This window comes from Streptomyces inhibens (genome assembly GCF_003389455.1).
GTDB lineage: Bacteria > Actinomycetota > Actinomycetes > Streptomycetales > Streptomycetaceae > Streptomyces > Streptomyces inhibens.
In genome coordinates, this window is record NZ_QUAC01000110.1 from 1 (window position 1) to 16,450 (window position 16,450).

The window sequence follows — 16,450 nt, forward strand, 5'->3', positions numbered from 1 at the left end:
AGCCCTTGGCGTCCTGCCGCGGGCGCTCGGTCCGCTCCGGCGCACTCGTCGACGCGGCCGCGGCCTTGGCGGCGCCGGCCTTGGCGGCCGCCGGCTTGCTCTTACCGGCCTTGCTCGCACCGGCCTTGCTCCCGGTCCCGGCGGCCGGTTCGGCCACCGGGGCGGCCGGCTTCGCCTTCGGCCCCCGCGTCACCCGCGACTTCGGGGCCGCCTTCGGCTTCGGCGTGTCCTTGGGCTTCGGCGCCACCCGCTCCTCGGGGGCCGTCGGCAGCGCCATCGCCCGGGTCGCGTCGGCCGGCGGCTCCGGCGCCTGTGCCTCGGGGGCGTGGATGACGTCCAGCAGCAGCGCCCGCGCGCCGGCGTCGTCGAGGCGGTTCGCCGGATCCTTCACCAGCAGGCCGTAGATGACCTCTTCCAGTACGCCGGCGTTCTTCGGCGGCTCGACCGGCTCGGTCATCACCGCCGTCAGCGTGGCGATCGCCGACCCCTTGTCGTACGGCGGGACGCCCTCGACGCAGGCGTACAGCAGACCGCCCAGCGACCACATGTCGGCCGGCGGGCCGGGCTTGTGGCCGCGGGCGCGCTCGGGGGAGATGTAGGAGGGAGCGCCGACGAGCATGCCGGTCGAGGTGACGGAGGGGTCGCCCTCGACCTGGGCGATACCGAAGTCGGTCAGCACGACCCGGCCGTCGTCGGACATCAGGACGTTGGACGGCTTCACATCGCGGTGCAGGATGCCCTCGCCGTGCGCGGAGCGCAGCACGTCGAGCACGGCAAGGCCCACCTCGGCGGCGCGGCGCGGGGTGAGCGGGCCGTCGTCACGGATGACCTCGGCGAGCGAGCGGCCCTCGACCAGCTCCATCACGATCCACGGCCGGTCGTCCTCGTCGACCACGTCGTAGACCGTCACCGCGCCGTTGTTCCGGATCCGGGCGATCGCCTTGGCCTCGCGCAGCGTGCGGGTGATCAGACGACGCTTCTCGTCCTCCTCGACCCCGCCCGGGAAGCGCAGTTCCTTGACTGCGACCGTACGGCCCAGAACCTCGTCGCGTGCCCGCCAGACGGTACCCATACCGCCCCGGCCGAGAACATCGGCGAGCCGGTACCGGCCGGCGAGCAGCCTGCCCTCCTTGCCGTCCATCTCGACCTCGTCGCCCACTGAATCCCCTCTGCAATCCAGCCGAGTTGGCAGCTTCGACTTCCCATCGATCACCAAACTGGCCCAACTCGGACAACCCACCCTGGCAGAGCCTTCATTCTCCCTCATCCGCGGCCATGCGGAAGGCCCGGGTCGGTGCCGGTCGGTGCCGTGTACCCGTCATGATGGCCCCGACGAACGGGAGTCCCGATGACGATGCGCTCGCCCCGCCCGGCCGCGGCCGGTGCCTTCCCTCCGGCGCCGTCACCAGCCGGTCACCGCGGCACCACGGTGCGTACCGGCGCGCTGGCCGCCCTGGCCGCGCTGGCCCTGACGGCGTGTACCGGCCAGACCCACTACGCCCCGATCCTGCCCCTGGAACTCGAACGGCCGCCCGCGACGACCGGGCACGCACTGCACCGTCTGGTCGACGACGGGGCCCCGGGCGCGGCCTCCCTCATCACCCGCGTCGGGTTCCCGGCCCCGCGCTTCTCCACGGCCGGCGTGGCCGATCTGCGCAGCGGCCGCAAGATGGGCCCGCTGGACCACTTCCGGGCCGGCAGCCTCACCAAAACCCTGGTCGCCACGGTGATCCTGCAACTCGTCGCCGAGGGGAAGCTGACCCTGCACGACACCGCGGCCGCGCACCTCCCGCCGGACGTGCCGGCCACGGGAGAGGGCGACCGCAGCGATCTGCGGAAGGTGACGATCCGCCAGCTGCTGGACCATACGAGTGGCTTGTTCAACTACACCGCGGACCCCCGGCTCTCGAAGCAGCTGTACGGCAAGGGCTTCGGCGCCCACCGCTACGACAGCCACACCCCGGCGGAGCTGCTGCGGATCGCCCTCAGCCACCCGCCGGTCGCCGCACCGGGCACCCGTTACGCCTACTCCAACACCAACTACCTCGTCCTCGGCCTGGTCATCAAGGCGGTCACCGGACACCCGTACGCCACGGAGATCCGGCGCCGCATCCTCTTCCCCGCCGGGCTCGACCACACCTCCTTCCCCGGCACCGACCCCGCGCTGCCCATGCCGCACGGCCGCGCGTACTCCCGGATCGGCGACCGGCGGGTGGACGCCACGTCCCTGGACCCCAGCCGGGCCGGCGCGGCCGGCGAGATGGTCACCACCCTGGGCGATCTCAACCGCTTCTTCTCCGCGCTGCTCGGCGGCAAGTTCCTGGCGCCGCGCCAGATGGCCCAGATACGCAACGAGAAGGGCACCGGCGGCACGTACGGCCTCGGCCTGTACGCGACCGAGCTGCCCTGCGGCGTCACGGTCTGGGGCCACAGCGGCGATATCAACGGCTCCTTCGCCCAGACCGCGGGCACCGCCGACGGCCGCCACCTGGTCAGCTACCGCGTGAACACCGACATCCTGCCCGACCGGGCACACGCCACCGCCGTACTGACGGCGGAGTTCTGCGCGCCCTAGGGTCTTTCCGGCCCTGATCCGCCGGACGCGCCCTAGAGCGGCACGATGTCCGGCGCCCCCAACCGCGCCGCATCCGCCGTCAGATCGTCCGGCTGCCGCTGGGATTCGCGCTCCGCCTCGACCCGCTTCTGGTAGTGCGCGATCTCCTTCTCGATCTGGTCGCTGTCCCAGCCCAGCGCCGGCGCGATCAGCTCGGCCACCTCGCGGGCGCTGCGGGTGCCCCGGTCGAAGGTCTCGATGGAGATACGGGTACGCCGGGTCAGCACGTCGTCGAGATGCCGGGCGCCCTCGTGCGTACAGGCGTAGACCGCCTCGGCGCGCAGATAGTCGTCCGCGGCCGCCAGCGGTTCGCCCAGTGAGGGATCGGCCACCACCAGCTCCAGCAGCTCCTCGGCGAGCGAGCCGTAGCGGTTCAACAGATGCTCGATGCGCGCCACATGCAGTCCGGTGCGCGCCGCGATCCGGGCCCGCGCGTTCCACAGCGCCTTGTAGCCCTCGGCCCCGACCAGCGGCACATCCTCGGTGACACACTCGGCGACCCTCTGGTCCAGGCCGTGCACCGCCTCGTCCACCGCGTCCTTGGCCATCACCCGGTACGTCGTGTACTTGCCGCCGGCGACCACCACCAGGCCGGGCACCGGATGCGCGACCGTGTGCTCACGCGACAGCTTGCTGGTGGCGTCCGACTCACCGGCCAGCAACGGCCGCAGCCCCGCGTACACGCCTTCCACGTCATCCCTGGTCAGCGGCGTCGCCAGCACCGAGTTCACATGCTCCAGCAGATAGTCGATATCCGCGCTGGAGGCCGCCGGATGGGCCTTGTCCAGATCCCAGTCGGTGTCCGTCGTGCCCACGATCCAGTGCCGTCCCCACGGGATGACGAACAGGACGCTCTTCTCCGTCCGCAGGATCAGCCCGGTCGTCGAATGGATCCGGTCCTTGGGTACAACCAGGTGAATTCCCTTCGATGCGCGGACGTGGAACTGCCCGCGCTCACCGATCAGCGCCTGGGTGTCGTCCGTCCACACACCGGTGGCATTGACGATCTGCCGCGCCCGGACCTCGTAGTCCAGGCCCCCCTCGACGTCCTGCACCCGCGCGCCGACCACCCGCTCGCCCTCGCGCAGAAAACCCACCACGCGCGCCCGGTTGGCGACCTGTGCGCCATAGGCGGCCGCGGTCCGCACGATCGTCGCCACATACCGCGCGTCGTCCATCTGCGCGTCGTAGTACTGCAACGCGCCGACCAGCGCGTCCTTCTTCAGGCAGGGCGCCACCCGCAGCGCCCGCTTGTGCGACAGATGCCGGTGTACGGGCAGCCCGCGGCCGTGCCCCGACGAGATCGACATCCCGTCGTACAGCGCCACACCCGCGCCCGCGTACCAGCGCTCCCAGCCCTTGTGCTGCAACGGATACAGGAACGGCACCGGCTTGACCAGATGCGGCGCCAGCCGCTCCAGCAACAGCCCCCGCTCCTTCAACGCCTCCCGCACCAGCGCGAAGTCCAGCATTTCCAGATACCGCAGACCGCCGTGGATGAGCTTGCTCGACCGGCTGGACGTGCCCGAGGCCCAGTCGCGCGCCTCGACCAGTCCGGTGGACAGGCCGCGCGTCGCCGCGTCCAGAGCGGTCCCCGCGCCGACGACTCCGCCGCCGACCACGAGAATGTCCAGCTCCCGCTCCGCCATTCGGGCGAGCGCCTCGGCCCGCTGCGCCGGTCCCAGTATCGCTGTCTTCACCGCTGCCTCCCGCTGTGATCGGGGCCACACCCCCCGTCCGTCGATTCTGTCCGCGCTACGTGTCGGTATCCACCCTCCGCTCACGGCGGCAACACCCCGCCACCTTGATCCACCAATCCCTATTCTGGGCCAAATGTCGGCTTAGTCTACTTATGCGCCATCCGGAATCGCTCGGGAAGGACGGCCGCAGCATGCCCGCAGATCTCGCCGTCATCGGACTCGGTCACCTCGGCCTCCCCCTCGCCCAGGCCGCCACCACCGCCGGCGTCGGCACCCTCGGCTACGACCCCGACCCGCACGCCGCCGCCCTCTCCGGCGCCGACGGGCCACTGACCGCCATCGAACTCCGCCGCCTGCTCTCCGCCGGCTTCCGCACCACCAACGACCCCACCGCCCTCGGCCGGGTCCGTACCGCCGTCATCTGCGCGCCCACGCCACTCGGCGAGGACCGCGCCCTGGACCTGACCGCCGTCGCCGACGCCGCCCGCACACTCGCCGCACATCTGCGCCCGCACACCACGGTGATCCTCGAATCCACCGCGTACCCGGGCACCACCGAGGAATTCCTGCGCCCGCTCCTCGAAGAGGGCTCAGGCCTCACCGCCGGCCGCGACTTCCACCTCGCCTGCTCCCCCGGCCGCCACGACCCCGGCAACCGCACCCACCGCTACGCCAACACCCCCAAGGTCATCGGCGGCCTCACCCCCGCCTGCACGGAGGCGGCCGCCGCCTTCTACAGCCGCCTCACCGACAAGGTCGTCCGCGCCCGGGGCCCCCGCGAGGCCGAGACCGCCAAACTCCTGGAGACCAACTACCGCCACATCAACATCGCCCTGATGAACGAGATGGCGGTCTTCTGCCACGACATCGGCGTCGACCTGTGGGACGTCATCCGCTGCGCCGAGACCAAGCCGTTCGGCTTCCAGTCCTTCCGCCCCGGCCCCGGCGTAGGCGGCCACGCCGCCCCCATCGACCCCAACTACCTTGCCTACAAAGGCCGTTCGATGGGCCACCCGCTCCGCATGGTCGAACTCGCCCAAGAGGTCAACGGCCGGATGCCGCGCTATGTCATCCAACGCTGCGCCACCCTCCTCAACGAACACGGCAAGTCCGCCCGCGGCGCACGCGTACTGCTCCTCGGCGTCACCTACAAGCCGGACATCGGCGACCAAGCGGGCTCCCCGGCCCGTGAAATCGCCTCCCGCCTGATGGAACTGGGCGCGCACCTCACCTACCACGACCCGTACATCCCCCAGTGGAACGTCCTGGGCCGCCCCGTCCCCCGCGCCGACTCCCTCTACGAGGCCGCCGCCGCCGCGGACCTGACGGTGCTGCTCCAGCCCCATCGCACCTACGACCTCCAGGGCCTGTCGGTAAAGGCCCAGCTCCTCCTCGACACACGGGGCGCCACCCCGACGGGCGCGGCCCATCGGCTGTGAGCCGCCCCTGGCAGAAACCGCAGAAGCTCGGCCGCGCCGTGGCGCGACCGAGCTTCTGCTGTGGGGACTGCGGGAACTACCGCCGGTGAGGCGCGACCGTGACCTCGACCCGCTGGAACTCCTTGAGTTCCGAGTAGCCGGTGGTGGCCATCGCCCGGCGCAGCGCACCGAAGAAGTTCATGGAGCCGTCCGGGGTCGTGGACGGCCCGAGCAGCACCTCCTCGGTCGTGCCGACCGCACCGAGGTCCATCCGCTTGCCGCGCGGCACGTCCTCGTGGACCGCCTCCATGCCCCAGTGGTGGCCACGGCCCGGCGCGTCCGTGGCGCGGGCCAGCGGGGAGCCCATCATCACCGCGTCCGCACCGCAGGCGATCGCCTTCGGGAGGTCACCCGACCAGCCCACACCGCCGTCGGCGATGACGTGGACATAGCGGCCGCCGGACTCGTCCATGTAGTCGCGGCGCGCGGCGGCGACATCGGCGACCGCGGTCGCCATCGGGACCTGGATGCCGAGGACGTTACGGGTGGTGTGCGCGGCGCCGCCGCCGAAGCCGACCAGCACACCGGCCGCGCCGGTACGCATCAGGTGCAGCGCCGCGGTGTACGTGGCGCAGCCGCCGACGATGACCGGGACGTCCAGCTCGTAGATGAACTGCTTGAGGTTCAGCGGCTCGGCCGCGGAGGAGACGTGCTCGGCGGAGACCGTCGTCCCGCGGATCACGAAGATGTCGACACCGGCGTCGACAACGGCCTTGGAGAACTGCGCGGTGCGCTGCGGGGAGAGCGCGGCGGCGGTCACGACGCCCGCGTCGCGCACCTCCTTGATGCGCTGCCCGATCAGCTCTTCCTTGATCGGCGCGGCGTAGATCTCCTGCAACCGCTTGGTGGCCGTGGCGCCGTCCAACTCCGCGATCTCGGCGAGCAGCGGCTCCGGGTCCTCGTACCGGGTCCACAGACCCTCCAGGTTGAGGACGCCCAGACCGCCCAGCTCACCGATGCGGATCGCGGTCTGCGGAGAGACCACCGAGTCCATGGGAGCGGCCAGGAACGGCAGCTCAAAACGGTAGGCGTCGATCTGCCAGGCGATCGAGACCTCCTTCGGGTCGCGGGTGCGGCGACTGGGTACGACGGCGATGTCGTCGAATGCGTATGCCCGGCGGCCGCGCTTGCCGCGCCCGATCTCGATCTCAGTCACGTGTGTGGCCTTTCCCTCTACGTCTGCCGTTCCAGTATCCCCGACACATCGAAGCCCGCGGCCGGGGTGCGGCCGCGGGCTTCGGCGTCGCGTACGGGCAAGCCCGTACGCGCAGGTCAGCGCCGGCTGTAGTTCGGTGCCTCGGTCGTCATCTGGATGTCGTGCGGGTGGCTCTCCTTGAGGCCCGCGGAGGTGATGCGGACGAAGGTGCCCTTCTCCTTGAGCTCGGGGATGTCGGCGGAGCCGACATAGCCCATGGAGGCGCGCAGGCCGCCGACGAGCTGGTGGGCGACCGAGGCGAGCGGGCCGCGGTAGGGCACCTGGCCCTCGATGCCTTCGGGCACCAGCTTGTCCTCGGAGAGGACGTTGTCCTGGAAGTAGCGGTCCTTGGAGAAGGACCGGCCCAGGCCACGGGACTGCATCGCGCCCAGCGAGCCCATGCCGCGGTACGACTTGAACTGCTTGCCGCTGATGAAGACCATCTCGCCCGGCGATTCCTCGCAGCCGGCCAGCAGCGAGCCCAGCATGACGGTGTCCGCACCGGCCGCGATGGCCTTGGCGATGTCGCCGGAGAACTGCAGGCCGCCGTCACCGATCAGCGGTACGCCCGCGGCGTTCGCGGCCTGCGCCGCCTCGTAGATCGCGGTGACCTGCGGAACGCCGACACCGGCGACGACACGGGTGGTGCAGATCGAGCCCGGGCCGACACCCACCTTGATGCCGTCGGCGCCGGCGTCGATCAGCGCCTGGGCACCGTCGCGGGTGGCGACATTGCCGCCGACGACATCGACGTTGATGTTGGACTTGACCTTGGCGATCATGTCGAGGATGCCGCGGCTGTGGCCGTGCGCGCTGTCCACGACCAGGAAGTCGGCACCGGCCTCGACCAGCGCCTGCGCCCGCTCGTACGCCGCGTCGCCGACGCCCACCGCGGCACCGACGACCAGCCGGCCCTCGGCGTCCTTGGCGGCGTTCGGGTACTTCTCCGCCTTGACGAAGTCCTTGACGGTGATCAGGCCCTTGAGCACGCCCGCGTCATCGACCAGCGGCAGCTTCTCGATCTTGTGGCGGCGCAGCAGCTCGATGGCGTCCTCGCCGGAGATGCCGACCTTGCCGGTGACCAGCGGCATCGGCGTCATGACCTCGCGGACCTGACGGCTGCGGTCCATCTCGAAGGCCATATCGCGGTTGGTGACGATGCCCAGCAGCTTGCCCGCGGCATCGGTGACCGGCACACCGCTGATCCGGAACTTGGCACAGAGCGCGTCGGCCTCGGCCAGATCGGCCTCCGGCCGGACCGTGATCGGGTCGGTGACCATGCCGGACTCGGAGCGCTTGACCAGGTCGACCTGGTTGGCCTGGTCCTCGATGGACAGGTTGCGGTGGAGTACGCCCGCACCGCCCTGACGCGCCATGGCGATGGCCATCCGGGCTTCGGTGACCTTGTCCATCGCCGCGGACAGCAGCGGGATGTTCACCGAGACGTTGCGCGAGACCCGGGAGGCGGTGTTCACCGCGTTCGGCAGCACCTCCGACGCACCGGGCAGCAGCAGCACGTCGTCGTAGGTCAGCCCGAGCATGGCGAATTTGGCGGGCATACCGTCGACGTTGTCACTCATGACACCTTCCCCAATGCTCTTGCCTCAGCGCGGACTCCCATGCTAACGGCCTAAAGAAGTGTCCCAATCCACGAGCGATGAGGGCCTCGTCACTTGTGCCTTTCTACGGCGATTTCTCGCCGCCTACGGCAGGGGCCGTTACTGCTCGGCGAGCGCCCGCAGCCTGCTCAGCGCACGGTGCTGGGCGACCCGTACGGCACCGGGCGACATCCCCAGCATCTGCCCGGTCTCCTCGGCCGTCAGACCGACGGCGACCCGCAGCAGCACCAGCTCGCGCTGATTCTCCGGAAGATTGGCCAGCAGCTTCTTGGCCCACTCGGCGTCGCTGCTCAGCAGCGCCCGCTCCTCGGGGCCCAGAGAGTCGTCCGGCTGTTCGGGCATCTCGTCGGACGGCACGGCCGTGCTGCCCGGATGCCGCATCGCGGCGCGCTGCAGATCGGCGACCTTGTGGCCGGCGATGGCGAAGACGAACGCCTCGAACGGCTTGCCGGTGTCGCGGTAGCGCGGCAGCGCGCAGAGCACCGCGACACACACTTCCTGCGCCAGATCCTCGACGAAGTGCCGGGCGTCACCCGGCAGCCTCGACAGCCGGGTGCGGCAGTAGCGCAGGGCGAGGGGGTGCACATGAGCCAGCAGGTCATGGGTGGCCCGCTGGTCTCCCTCGACGGCGCGTGCGACGAGATCGCCGATCTCCTGCTTCCCGTCATCGCGCATCGGTCCATGGTGCCTTGGCGCCGCACGATCCGCGGCACCAGGTCCGTGCTTGTGCACTGAAGCGTTATGCGCGGCAGGTGCGCCGGCTGTCATGTCCTGCGCCCTCCCCTCGTGCCCGACCGACCCGTCCCCGAGGAACTCCATACCTCAAGGATGCGGCACCGCGCGGGGAATCGGACCGCCGTCGCACGCGGGCGGCTTGCGGGGCACCATGTCGCCCCGCCCGCCGCAGGGCGGGCGGGGATCTTCACTCCCCCGCATCGCTGCACGTCACAACGCCTTAGCGGACCAGTCCCCAGCGGAAGCCCAGGGCCACCGCATGCGCCCGGTCCGAGGCGCCGAGTTTCTTGAAAAGGCGCCGCGCGTGGGTTTTGACCGTGTCCTCGGAGAGAAAAAGCTCACGCCCGATCTCGGCGTTCGACCGGCCGTGGCTCATGCCCTCCAGGACCTGGATCTCGCGCGCGGTCAGCGTCGGCGCGGCCCCCATCTCGGCGGACCGCAGCCGGCGCGGGGCGAGCCGCCACGTCGGGTCGGCCAGCGCCTGGGTCACCGTCGCCCGCAGTTCGGCGCGCGAGGCGTCCTTGTGCAGATAGCCGCGGGCACCGGCGGCGACCGCGAGCGCGACACCGTCCAGATCCTCGGCCACCGTGAGCATGATGATTCGGGCGCCGGGGTCGGCGGACAGCAGCCGGCGCACGGTCTCGACACCGCCGAGACCGGGCATCCGTACGTCCATCAAAATCAGGTCCGAGCGATCGGCACCCCAGCGGCGGAGGACTTCCTCGCCGTTGGCCGCGGTCGTCACACGCTCGACGCCGGGCACGGTCGCAACCGCCCGACGGAGCGCCTCTCGGGCAAGCGGGGAGTCGTCGCAGACGAGGACGGATGTCATGACCGTCCTCCGCAGCTGATGCGCGTCACCTTGAGCCTCCAGGCTGGTACGTATCGTCACCTGTGCGATTGACGGCCGCTCGGACATCTGCCCGAGGGCTACCTCTGCCAATCGCCTCCGCACACTCAACGACGGTCACTCGAAAGAGTTACGGCTTCGGCGACCGAGTTCAGCACGCTCCGTAAGGAGCCGGATACGCAGACGACTCATCGGGCGACCGGCATCCGCGCGTGCACCCTATGCCCTATTTGGCTCTCTTTCTTCCATTTTCGCGTTGACTATGACTAGATTCGCAATGAGTCATATTTACATCTACTTCGACAGTAGATGTACGGTCGTGAGCACCGAGCCCGAATCAGCATCGCTTCGAGGGGACAAGCAATGGCAGATTTCTCCCGCCTCCCGGGCCCGAACGCAGACCTCTGGGACTGGCAGCTGCTCGCCGCCTGCCGCGGTGTGGACAGCTCTCTCTTCTTCCACCCCGAGGGCGAGCGCGGAGCGGCCCGTAGCGCGCGTGAGACATCGGCGAAGGAGGTCTGCATGCGCTGCCCCGTGCGGGCCGAGTGCGCGGCGCATGCCCTGGCCGTCCGTGAGCCCTACGGGGTCTGGGGCGGACTGACGGAGGACGAACGCGAGGAGCTGATGGGCCGGGCCCGCCACCGGCTGATCCCCGCGACCTCCATGACCGGCCACGGCGTCTCCGGCGCCTGAGCCTCGGGAGCGGATCGCTCCTGAAGAAACGTTCCTGCAGAGTTGTGCGACTGCGGGAGCACAAGGCTGTGCAGGCGCGGGGCTGTGCGGTCACAGGAGTGCGCTGTCGTTGCGCGCACACCGCACCTGATCTTGCTCGTCCACCGCACCTGATCTTGCTCGCCGCCCGGGCGGAAGCCGGGCGCGCCTCCCCCGGGCCTCAGCGGCCCGCCGCGTCCGCCAGCTGGTCGAGCGTCGCCGCGACGGCGGGGACATGCGCCAGATCCGGCAGCGTGAGCGCGACGATCTCGCGGTGCACCGCAGGCTCCATCCGTACCGTCGTGGCCCCCTTGGGGCGCACCGACTCCAGCGTGAGCTCGGGCAGCGCGGCGACCCCCAGGCCCGCGCCGACCAGGCCGATCACCGCCGGATAGTCGTCCGTCGCGAAGTCGATACGGGGCGTGAACCCCGCGCTCTCACAGACCTCCACCAGATGCCTGCGGCAGCGGGGACAGCCCGCGATCCACGGCTCGTCGGCCAGCTCGGCGAACCGCACCGTGCCCGCCTTCGCCAGCCGGTGACCGTCCGGCACCAGGCCGATCAGCCGGTCCGCCAGGATCGGCCGCACCACCAGGTCGTCCCACTCGGCGCCGGCCGCCGGGTCCGCGCCGCGCACTTCCGGATAGCGGAAGGCCAGCGCGATCTCGCAGTCGCCGTTGCGGAGCATCTCGATCGAGCGCGGCGGCTCGGCCTCGACCAGCGAGACCCGGGTGCCCGGGTGCGCGGCCCGCATCTTCGCCAAAGCGGTCGGCACCAGCGTCGAGCTGCCCGACGGGAACGACACCAGCCGCACCCGTCCCGCCCGCAGGCCCGCGATGGCCGCGACCTCTTCCTCGGCGGCGGTGAGCCCGGCCAGGATGCCGACGGCGTGCCGTACGAGCGCCTCGCCCGCCTGCGTCAGCCGCATCTCGCGGCCCGCACGGACCAGCAGGGGCGTGCCGGCGGACTGCTCCAGGGCCTTCATCTGCTGGCTGACGGCCGGCTGGGTGCAGCCCAGCTCGCGCGCGGCGGCGGAGAACGAGCCGGTCCTGGCGACGGCGCGCAGCACTCGGAGATGTCGGGCCTCGATCACGCTTCGATCATAAGCGAATCTTGGGGCGATGGGGGAAAGTCGGGTCGCCGGTTTGGGGTCGGGTGGTTAGCGTGAGAGGTGGCGGGGCTGGTCGTGGGCCCGGTGGCCGGAGTCCGACCGTGGGCCGGTGCGCGTTGCCCGGGCCCCTTGTCGTGGACCACGCGAAGGGAACGACGGAGAGCGTATGAAGCTGCTGACCGTGAACGTGGGGCGGCCGACGCCGTCCGAGTACACCGACGCCGAGGGCGGCACGGGCATCGACAAGCGGCCCGTGGACGGCCCGGTGGCGGTCACCGCCCCTGGCCCCAAGGGCGTGGGCGGCAGCGGGCTGGCCGGTGACGCGGTGGTCGATCTGCGCCATCACGGCGGCGACGACCAGGCCGTGTACGCCTACGCGCGCGAGGATCTGGACGACTGGCAGCGGGAGCTGGGCCGCGAGCTGGCCAACGGCTCCTTCGGCGAGAACCTCACCACCTCGGGCATCGAGATCACCGGCGCCCTCATCGGCGAACGCTGGCGGGTCGGCCCCCGGCTGCTGCTGGAGGTGACCTCGGGGCGGATCCCGTGCCGTACGTTCCAGGGCTGGCTCGGCGAACGCGGCTGGATCAAGCGATTCACCCAGGCTGCGGTGCCCGGCGCGTACTTCCGGGTGATCGAGGCGGGCGAGATCCGCGCCGGGGACACCATCGAGCTGGTGCACCGCCCCGGTCACGAGGTGACGGTCGGGCTGATGTTCCGGGCGGTGACCACTCAGCGGGAGCTGCTGCCCCGGCTGCTGGAGACGGGTGAGGCGCTGCATCCGGAGGCGCGCAGACGTGCCGTGAAGTATGTGGAGCAACAAGGGAGTTGACCTCGCGGGACGGGCGGGGAGGCGGCCTCGGGGCGGGGCAGCGGAGCACCCTCGGATCCGCAGGTGGGGTGGCGTGGCGCGCCCCGTACGCAAGGGGGCCGCGCACCACCGGGGGCTGGGGCTCCGGTGTCGTCCCCCGGGCGGATAGCGTGCCGGTATGACGACTGCATTGATCACGGGAGCGACGGCGGGCATCGGGGCGGCGTTCGCCCGGCGGCTCGCGAGCGACGGCCACAGCGTGGTGCTGGTGGCGCGCGACGAGAAGCGACTGCGCGAGCAGGCCACCGAGTTGCACGACCGGCACGGCATCGAGGCGGAGGTGCTGAGCGCCGATCTGTCCACCGAGGACGGCATCGCCGCCGTCGAGGCACGGCTCTCGGACACCAAGCACCCGGTCGATCTGCTGGTGAACAACGCCGGCTTCGGCAACAAGGGCGAGTACCTCGAAGTCTCGATGGCCGACGAGCTGACGATGCTCAAGGTGCACTGCGAGGCGGTGCTGCGGCTGACCACGGCCGGGGTGCGCGGTATGCGGGACCGGCGGCGCGGGGCCGTGGTCAATGTGGCGTCGGTGGCGGCGTTCGTGCCGCGCGGCACGTATGGCGCGAGCAAGGCGTGGGTGGTGCAGTTCACCCAGGGCGCCGCGCGGGATCTGGCGGGCAGCGGGGTGCGGCTGATGGCGCTGTGCCCCGGCTTCGTACGGACCGAGTTCCACCAGCGGGCCGGGATGGGCACGGACAACATCCCGGGGTGGATGTGGCTGGATGCGGACAAGCTGGTGGACGCGGCGATGAAGGACCTGGCGCGGGGGAAGTCGCTGTCCATTCCGGATCCGCGGTACAAGGCGTTGATGGGAGCGGTGAAGTTGGCGCCGCGTGGAGTCCTGGGCGGGCTGACGTCTCGGACGGGGCGGAAGTACGGGCCTCGCTAGGGCGGTGGCTTCCCACGTTGCCTTGCCGGGTGCTTGCGCATGCGATTGATCAGCTGATTTCACTTCTCATCGACCTGGATCAGTCGGGCGATCACTGGCACCGCGTTCTCACCGGCCGAGGGCACCAGCAGCGTCGCCCGCTGATCGCGTTCACGATCTCCTCCACAGCCGTTCCCGGCGTTCCTCGTGCGGTGACCAGCTGCTTGATCCCACTTGTGGAACAACTCAGCCCGCCGGGCACCGTTGAACGCGGCCGGATCGGGTCCCGTCGCTGTGCCCAGAGGCCCACAACACGCTTGTTGAGCAAGCACGCCTTGAGCGGACCGGCGCCGAGCTCGTCCGGCCAGGGAGCCAGCCGGACGACCGCCGCCTGCACGTTGAGGAGCCGCGGGGCACAGGTGCTCGACAGCGCTCGCCGCAGTTGGTCGGCGCTGCGGCCGGTGAGGGCAGCGAGCCGGTCGGCGGCCTCTGCGCTGAGGGATACCTCATGGTGCTGGGGAGAGGCTTGTCGTTCGGGAGCGTGAGGCGTCCGCGGTGCAGGGCTTTGAGGAGCTGGACCAGGTCCTGGCCGTTGGCGGACGCGGTCCAGGCGAGGTAGGAGAGCGTGGTCTCACCGGAGAGCAATGGGACGCGGATCGGGCGGTCGGCCCACTTGAGCGGCTCGCTGGCGGTGCCCTGGGTCATGCGCCGACCGTGGCACACCCCGTCCGCCTACGGCGGGGAAGCTGCATCTTGATGACTCCCGACGAGGGTACGGATACGGGTACGTACCCGTACCCTATGGGGATGGGAAGGAGTACGACGATGTCCGATGCCAATGTCCGTATCCCCGAAGAGGCCAAAGATCGGCTCGCCGCGATCGCGGCTGCCGAGGGCCTGTCGCTGCGCGCCTACCTGGCTCGCCTGGCCGAGACCCTGCTCACCCCGGCCGAGCGGGCCGAGCGCGCGGAAAAGGCCCTCGCCGCGCTGAACAAGTGGAACGGCTATGCCCCCACCGCGGCCCAGCAGCAGGATCTGGACAGTGAGCTCGACCGGCGCCTGGCTCAGGTGACCGGCCGATGAGCGACGCCATGCATATCGTCCTGGACGACAGCGCGATGACCGCGGCCGGCCAGGGCAACGTCCTCGCCTCCCGTCTGATCCACCGGGCCCACGCCGAACCCGGGTGGTACCTGTACGCGCCCTCGTGCGCGCTCGTCGAAGCTGACCGCGCCCGGCCCGGTACCGCCGAGCACCTCGCTGCTCTGCCCGGCATCACCGTCCTGGATTTGGACCTTCCTGCAGCCCTGGCCGTGGCGCAGCAGGAGACATGGGCGGCAGCCCACAGTCAGTACGCGGCCCAGCCCACCCCGGACCGCCCCGATGGGGCGATCGTCGCTACCACCACCCCGAAGCGCTGGGACGGCGAGCCGGTCCGGGTCCTGGACCTCAACGCCTGACCGCTGCAGCGCGCCGGTGGCGGGCCGGTCGTCCGGGGTACTGCTGGGCCTTCAGGCGGGGAACTGCCCGCGCTTGACGGCCGAGACGAACGAGGACCAGTCCGCGGCCGGGAAGAACAGCGCGGGGCCGTGCGGGTCTTTGCTGTCACGGACGGGGACGACGTCGGGGATACCGGGGGCTACTTCGATGCAGTCGCCACCGTCGCGGTCGCTGTAGCTGCTCTTGATCCACGTCGCCGTGCGGAGACCGTGCCTGTCCATGCTGGCCGTATCCTTCCCATGCCTCGCTGATCAGAGCGGCAGACTCGCGGGCTGACAGAGCGTCGGCCCTGAGCACATCATAAGTCTGGCTGTGACGGGCGTAGAGGGCCGGATCGTCGTTGAGATAGCCGCGGTCCAGCGACTCCGAATAAAGCCACTGGTCTCCGTCGGGCAGCGTGATCAGCGACATGGACGTCTTGGGGCGGATGAGTCCCGAAAGGGCGGCCGGGGCGACCTGAATGCGCATGTTGGACCGCTGTCCGACCTCCAGCAGGTGCGCGCACTGGCCACGCATGACGGCCGCGCTCCCCACCACGTTACGCAGACAGCTCTCGTCCAACACCGCGACATACAGCGGGCCGCCTGGGGTCAGAAAACGTTGCTGACGGCTCAGCCGTGCTCTGACCAGCTTTTCCACCTCGTCGTCGCTCGCGATCGAGGAGAACAGCGCCCGTGCGTACTCCTCCGTCTGCAACAGACCCGGCATAACCTGGTTCTGATAAGCGCGCACGGCGACGGCTTCGGCGTCCATCTCGGCGCGCCGCTCGAACCAGTCGGGGTGCTCGACCTCGGGGTACCAGTCGATACGGCCCCAGAGGCGCTGTAACACCCCACCTGTGCCAAGCAGTTCGTCGCACGCCTTCGCAAAGCCTTCCTGCGGTACGCGCGTGCCCGCCTCGACGCGCGCCACGTGTGACCGGTCGCACGGGACCTTGTGCGCCAAGGCTTCCTGGGTGAGGCCCGCTGCCTCCCGGTGGTGCTTCAGCACCTCGCCGAACACGGCGGCCGTGGTGGCCGCCGTTCCCCCCGCGGCATTGCGTCGGTTCACGACATCCCCCTTCGTGACAGTTGGCAAATGTCACGCGCCCAGCGTTGTGACCAACCGTCTCACTGAGCAACGATGAACACACCCAGAGTAAGGGGCCGTTCAGCCGATTTCGGCCTGTTCCCGTATGCCAATACCCCCGCAACGT

Annotated in this window: 16 protein-coding genes; 7 read left to right on the top strand and 9 right to left on the bottom strand. The window is 70.4% G+C overall.

Annotation, left to right across the window (positions count from 1 at the left end):
- Positions 1-1,141, bottom strand: a 1,141-nt coding sequence (locus DY245_RS13720) for a serine/threonine-protein kinase (RefSeq protein WP_425329383.1), incomplete at its 3' end; no start/stop codon positions are given.
- A 207-nt stretch (positions 1,142-1,348) separates the two neighbouring features.
- Between DY245_RS13720 and DY245_RS13725 the strand changes: the two genes are divergently transcribed.
- Positions 1,349-2,575 (top strand): serine hydrolase domain-containing protein, encoded by a 1,227-nt coding sequence (locus tag DY245_RS13725; RefSeq protein WP_128507109.1) that lies wholly within the window; start codon positions 1,349-1,351, stop codon positions 2,573-2,575.
- Positions 2,576-2,607: 32 nt separating this feature from the next.
- Here DY245_RS13725 and DY245_RS13730 read toward each other — a convergent pair whose 3' ends face one another.
- Positions 2,608-4,314 (bottom strand): glycerol-3-phosphate dehydrogenase/oxidase, encoded by a 1,707-nt coding sequence (locus DY245_RS13730; protein WP_128507111.1) that lies wholly within the window; start codon positions 4,312-4,314, stop codon positions 2,608-2,610.
- A gap of 191 nt (positions 4,315-4,505) precedes the next feature.
- Here DY245_RS13730 and DY245_RS13735 point away from each other — a divergent pair, with 191 nt between their 5' ends.
- On the top strand, positions 4,506-5,753 hold the full coding sequence (locus DY245_RS13735; protein ID WP_128507113.1) for a nucleotide sugar dehydrogenase: 1,248 nt from the start codon (positions 4,506-4,508) through the stop codon (positions 5,751-5,753).
- A 76-nt stretch (positions 5,754-5,829) separates the two neighbouring features.
- Here DY245_RS13735 and DY245_RS13740 read toward each other — a convergent pair whose 3' ends face one another.
- From DY245_RS13740 to DY245_RS13755, 4 genes are all read right to left on the bottom strand, one after another.
- Positions 5,830-6,948: a GuaB3 family IMP dehydrogenase-related protein gene (locus DY245_RS13740; protein ID WP_128507115.1), complete on the bottom strand. Its 1,119-nt coding sequence runs from the start codon at positions 6,946-6,948 to the stop codon at positions 5,830-5,832.
- Positions 6,949-7,064: 116 nt separating this feature from the next.
- A complete protein-coding gene (gene guaB, locus DY245_RS13745; RefSeq protein ID WP_128507117.1) occupies positions 7,065-8,567 on the bottom strand; it encodes an IMP dehydrogenase in 1,503 nt (500 codons plus the stop codon).
- 138 nt (positions 8,568-8,705) lie between these two features.
- A complete protein-coding gene (locus DY245_RS13750; protein ID WP_018090849.1) occupies positions 8,706-9,281 on the bottom strand; it encodes a sigma-70 family RNA polymerase sigma factor in 576 nt (191 codons plus the stop codon).
- A 280-nt stretch (positions 9,282-9,561) separates the two neighbouring features.
- Entirely contained in the window at positions 9,562-10,173 is a 612-nt protein-coding gene (locus DY245_RS13755) for a response regulator transcription factor (protein WP_003948568.1), read from the bottom strand.
- Between the two features lie 381 nt (positions 10,174-10,554).
- Here DY245_RS13755 and DY245_RS13760 point away from each other — a divergent pair, with 381 nt between their 5' ends.
- Positions 10,555-10,884, top strand: coding sequence for a WhiB family transcriptional regulator (locus DY245_RS13760; protein ID WP_128507121.1), 330 nt, complete (start codon positions 10,555-10,557; stop codon positions 10,882-10,884).
- A gap of 199 nt (positions 10,885-11,083) precedes the next feature.
- On the opposite strand, the gene DY245_RS13765 is transcribed toward DY245_RS13760, so the two are convergent.
- Entirely contained in the window at positions 11,084-11,995 is a 912-nt protein-coding gene (locus tag DY245_RS13765) for a LysR family transcriptional regulator (protein ID WP_128507123.1), read from the bottom strand.
- A 184-nt stretch (positions 11,996-12,179) separates the two neighbouring features.
- Here DY245_RS13765 and DY245_RS13770 point away from each other — a divergent pair, with 184 nt between their 5' ends.
- The 4 genes from DY245_RS13770 (at position 12,180) to DY245_RS13785 (ending at position 15,215) form a co-directional block, all read left to right on the top strand.
- Complete coding sequence (locus DY245_RS13770) at positions 12,180-12,845, top strand: MOSC domain-containing protein (protein ID WP_128507125.1); 666 nt, start codon at positions 12,180-12,182, stop codon at positions 12,843-12,845.
- A gap of 157 nt (positions 12,846-13,002) precedes the next feature.
- On the top strand, positions 13,003-13,776 hold the full coding sequence (locus tag DY245_RS13775) for an SDR family NAD(P)-dependent oxidoreductase (protein ID WP_128507127.1): 774 nt from the start codon (positions 13,003-13,005) through the stop codon (positions 13,774-13,776).
- Between the two features lie 804 nt (positions 13,777-14,580).
- Positions 14,581-14,838: a hypothetical protein gene (locus DY245_RS13780; RefSeq protein ID WP_128507129.1), complete on the top strand. Its 258-nt coding sequence runs from the start codon at positions 14,581-14,583 to the stop codon at positions 14,836-14,838.
- A complete protein-coding gene (locus tag DY245_RS13785; protein ID WP_181923667.1) occupies positions 14,835-15,215 on the top strand; it encodes a PIN domain-containing protein in 381 nt (126 codons plus the stop codon). Before DY245_RS13780 ends, DY245_RS13785 begins: the two co-directional genes overlap by 4 nt.
- Positions 15,216-15,266: 51 nt before the next feature.
- Here the strand turns inward: DY245_RS13785 and DY245_RS46250 are convergent, their stop codons facing one another.
- Together DY245_RS46250 and DY245_RS13795 are read right to left on the bottom strand one after the other, a co-directional pair.
- A complete protein-coding gene (locus DY245_RS46250; protein ID WP_244943036.1) occupies positions 15,267-15,443 on the bottom strand; it encodes a DUF397 domain-containing protein in 177 nt (58 codons plus the stop codon).
- The gene (locus DY245_RS13795; protein ID WP_244943031.1) at positions 15,361-16,305 is read right to left on the bottom strand and encodes a helix-turn-helix domain-containing protein; all 945 of its coding nucleotides are present in this window, start codon (positions 16,303-16,305) and stop codon (positions 15,361-15,363) included. The genes DY245_RS46250 and DY245_RS13795 overlap by 83 nt, the downstream gene beginning before the upstream one ends.
- Positions 16,306-16,450 lie beyond the last annotated feature (145 nt).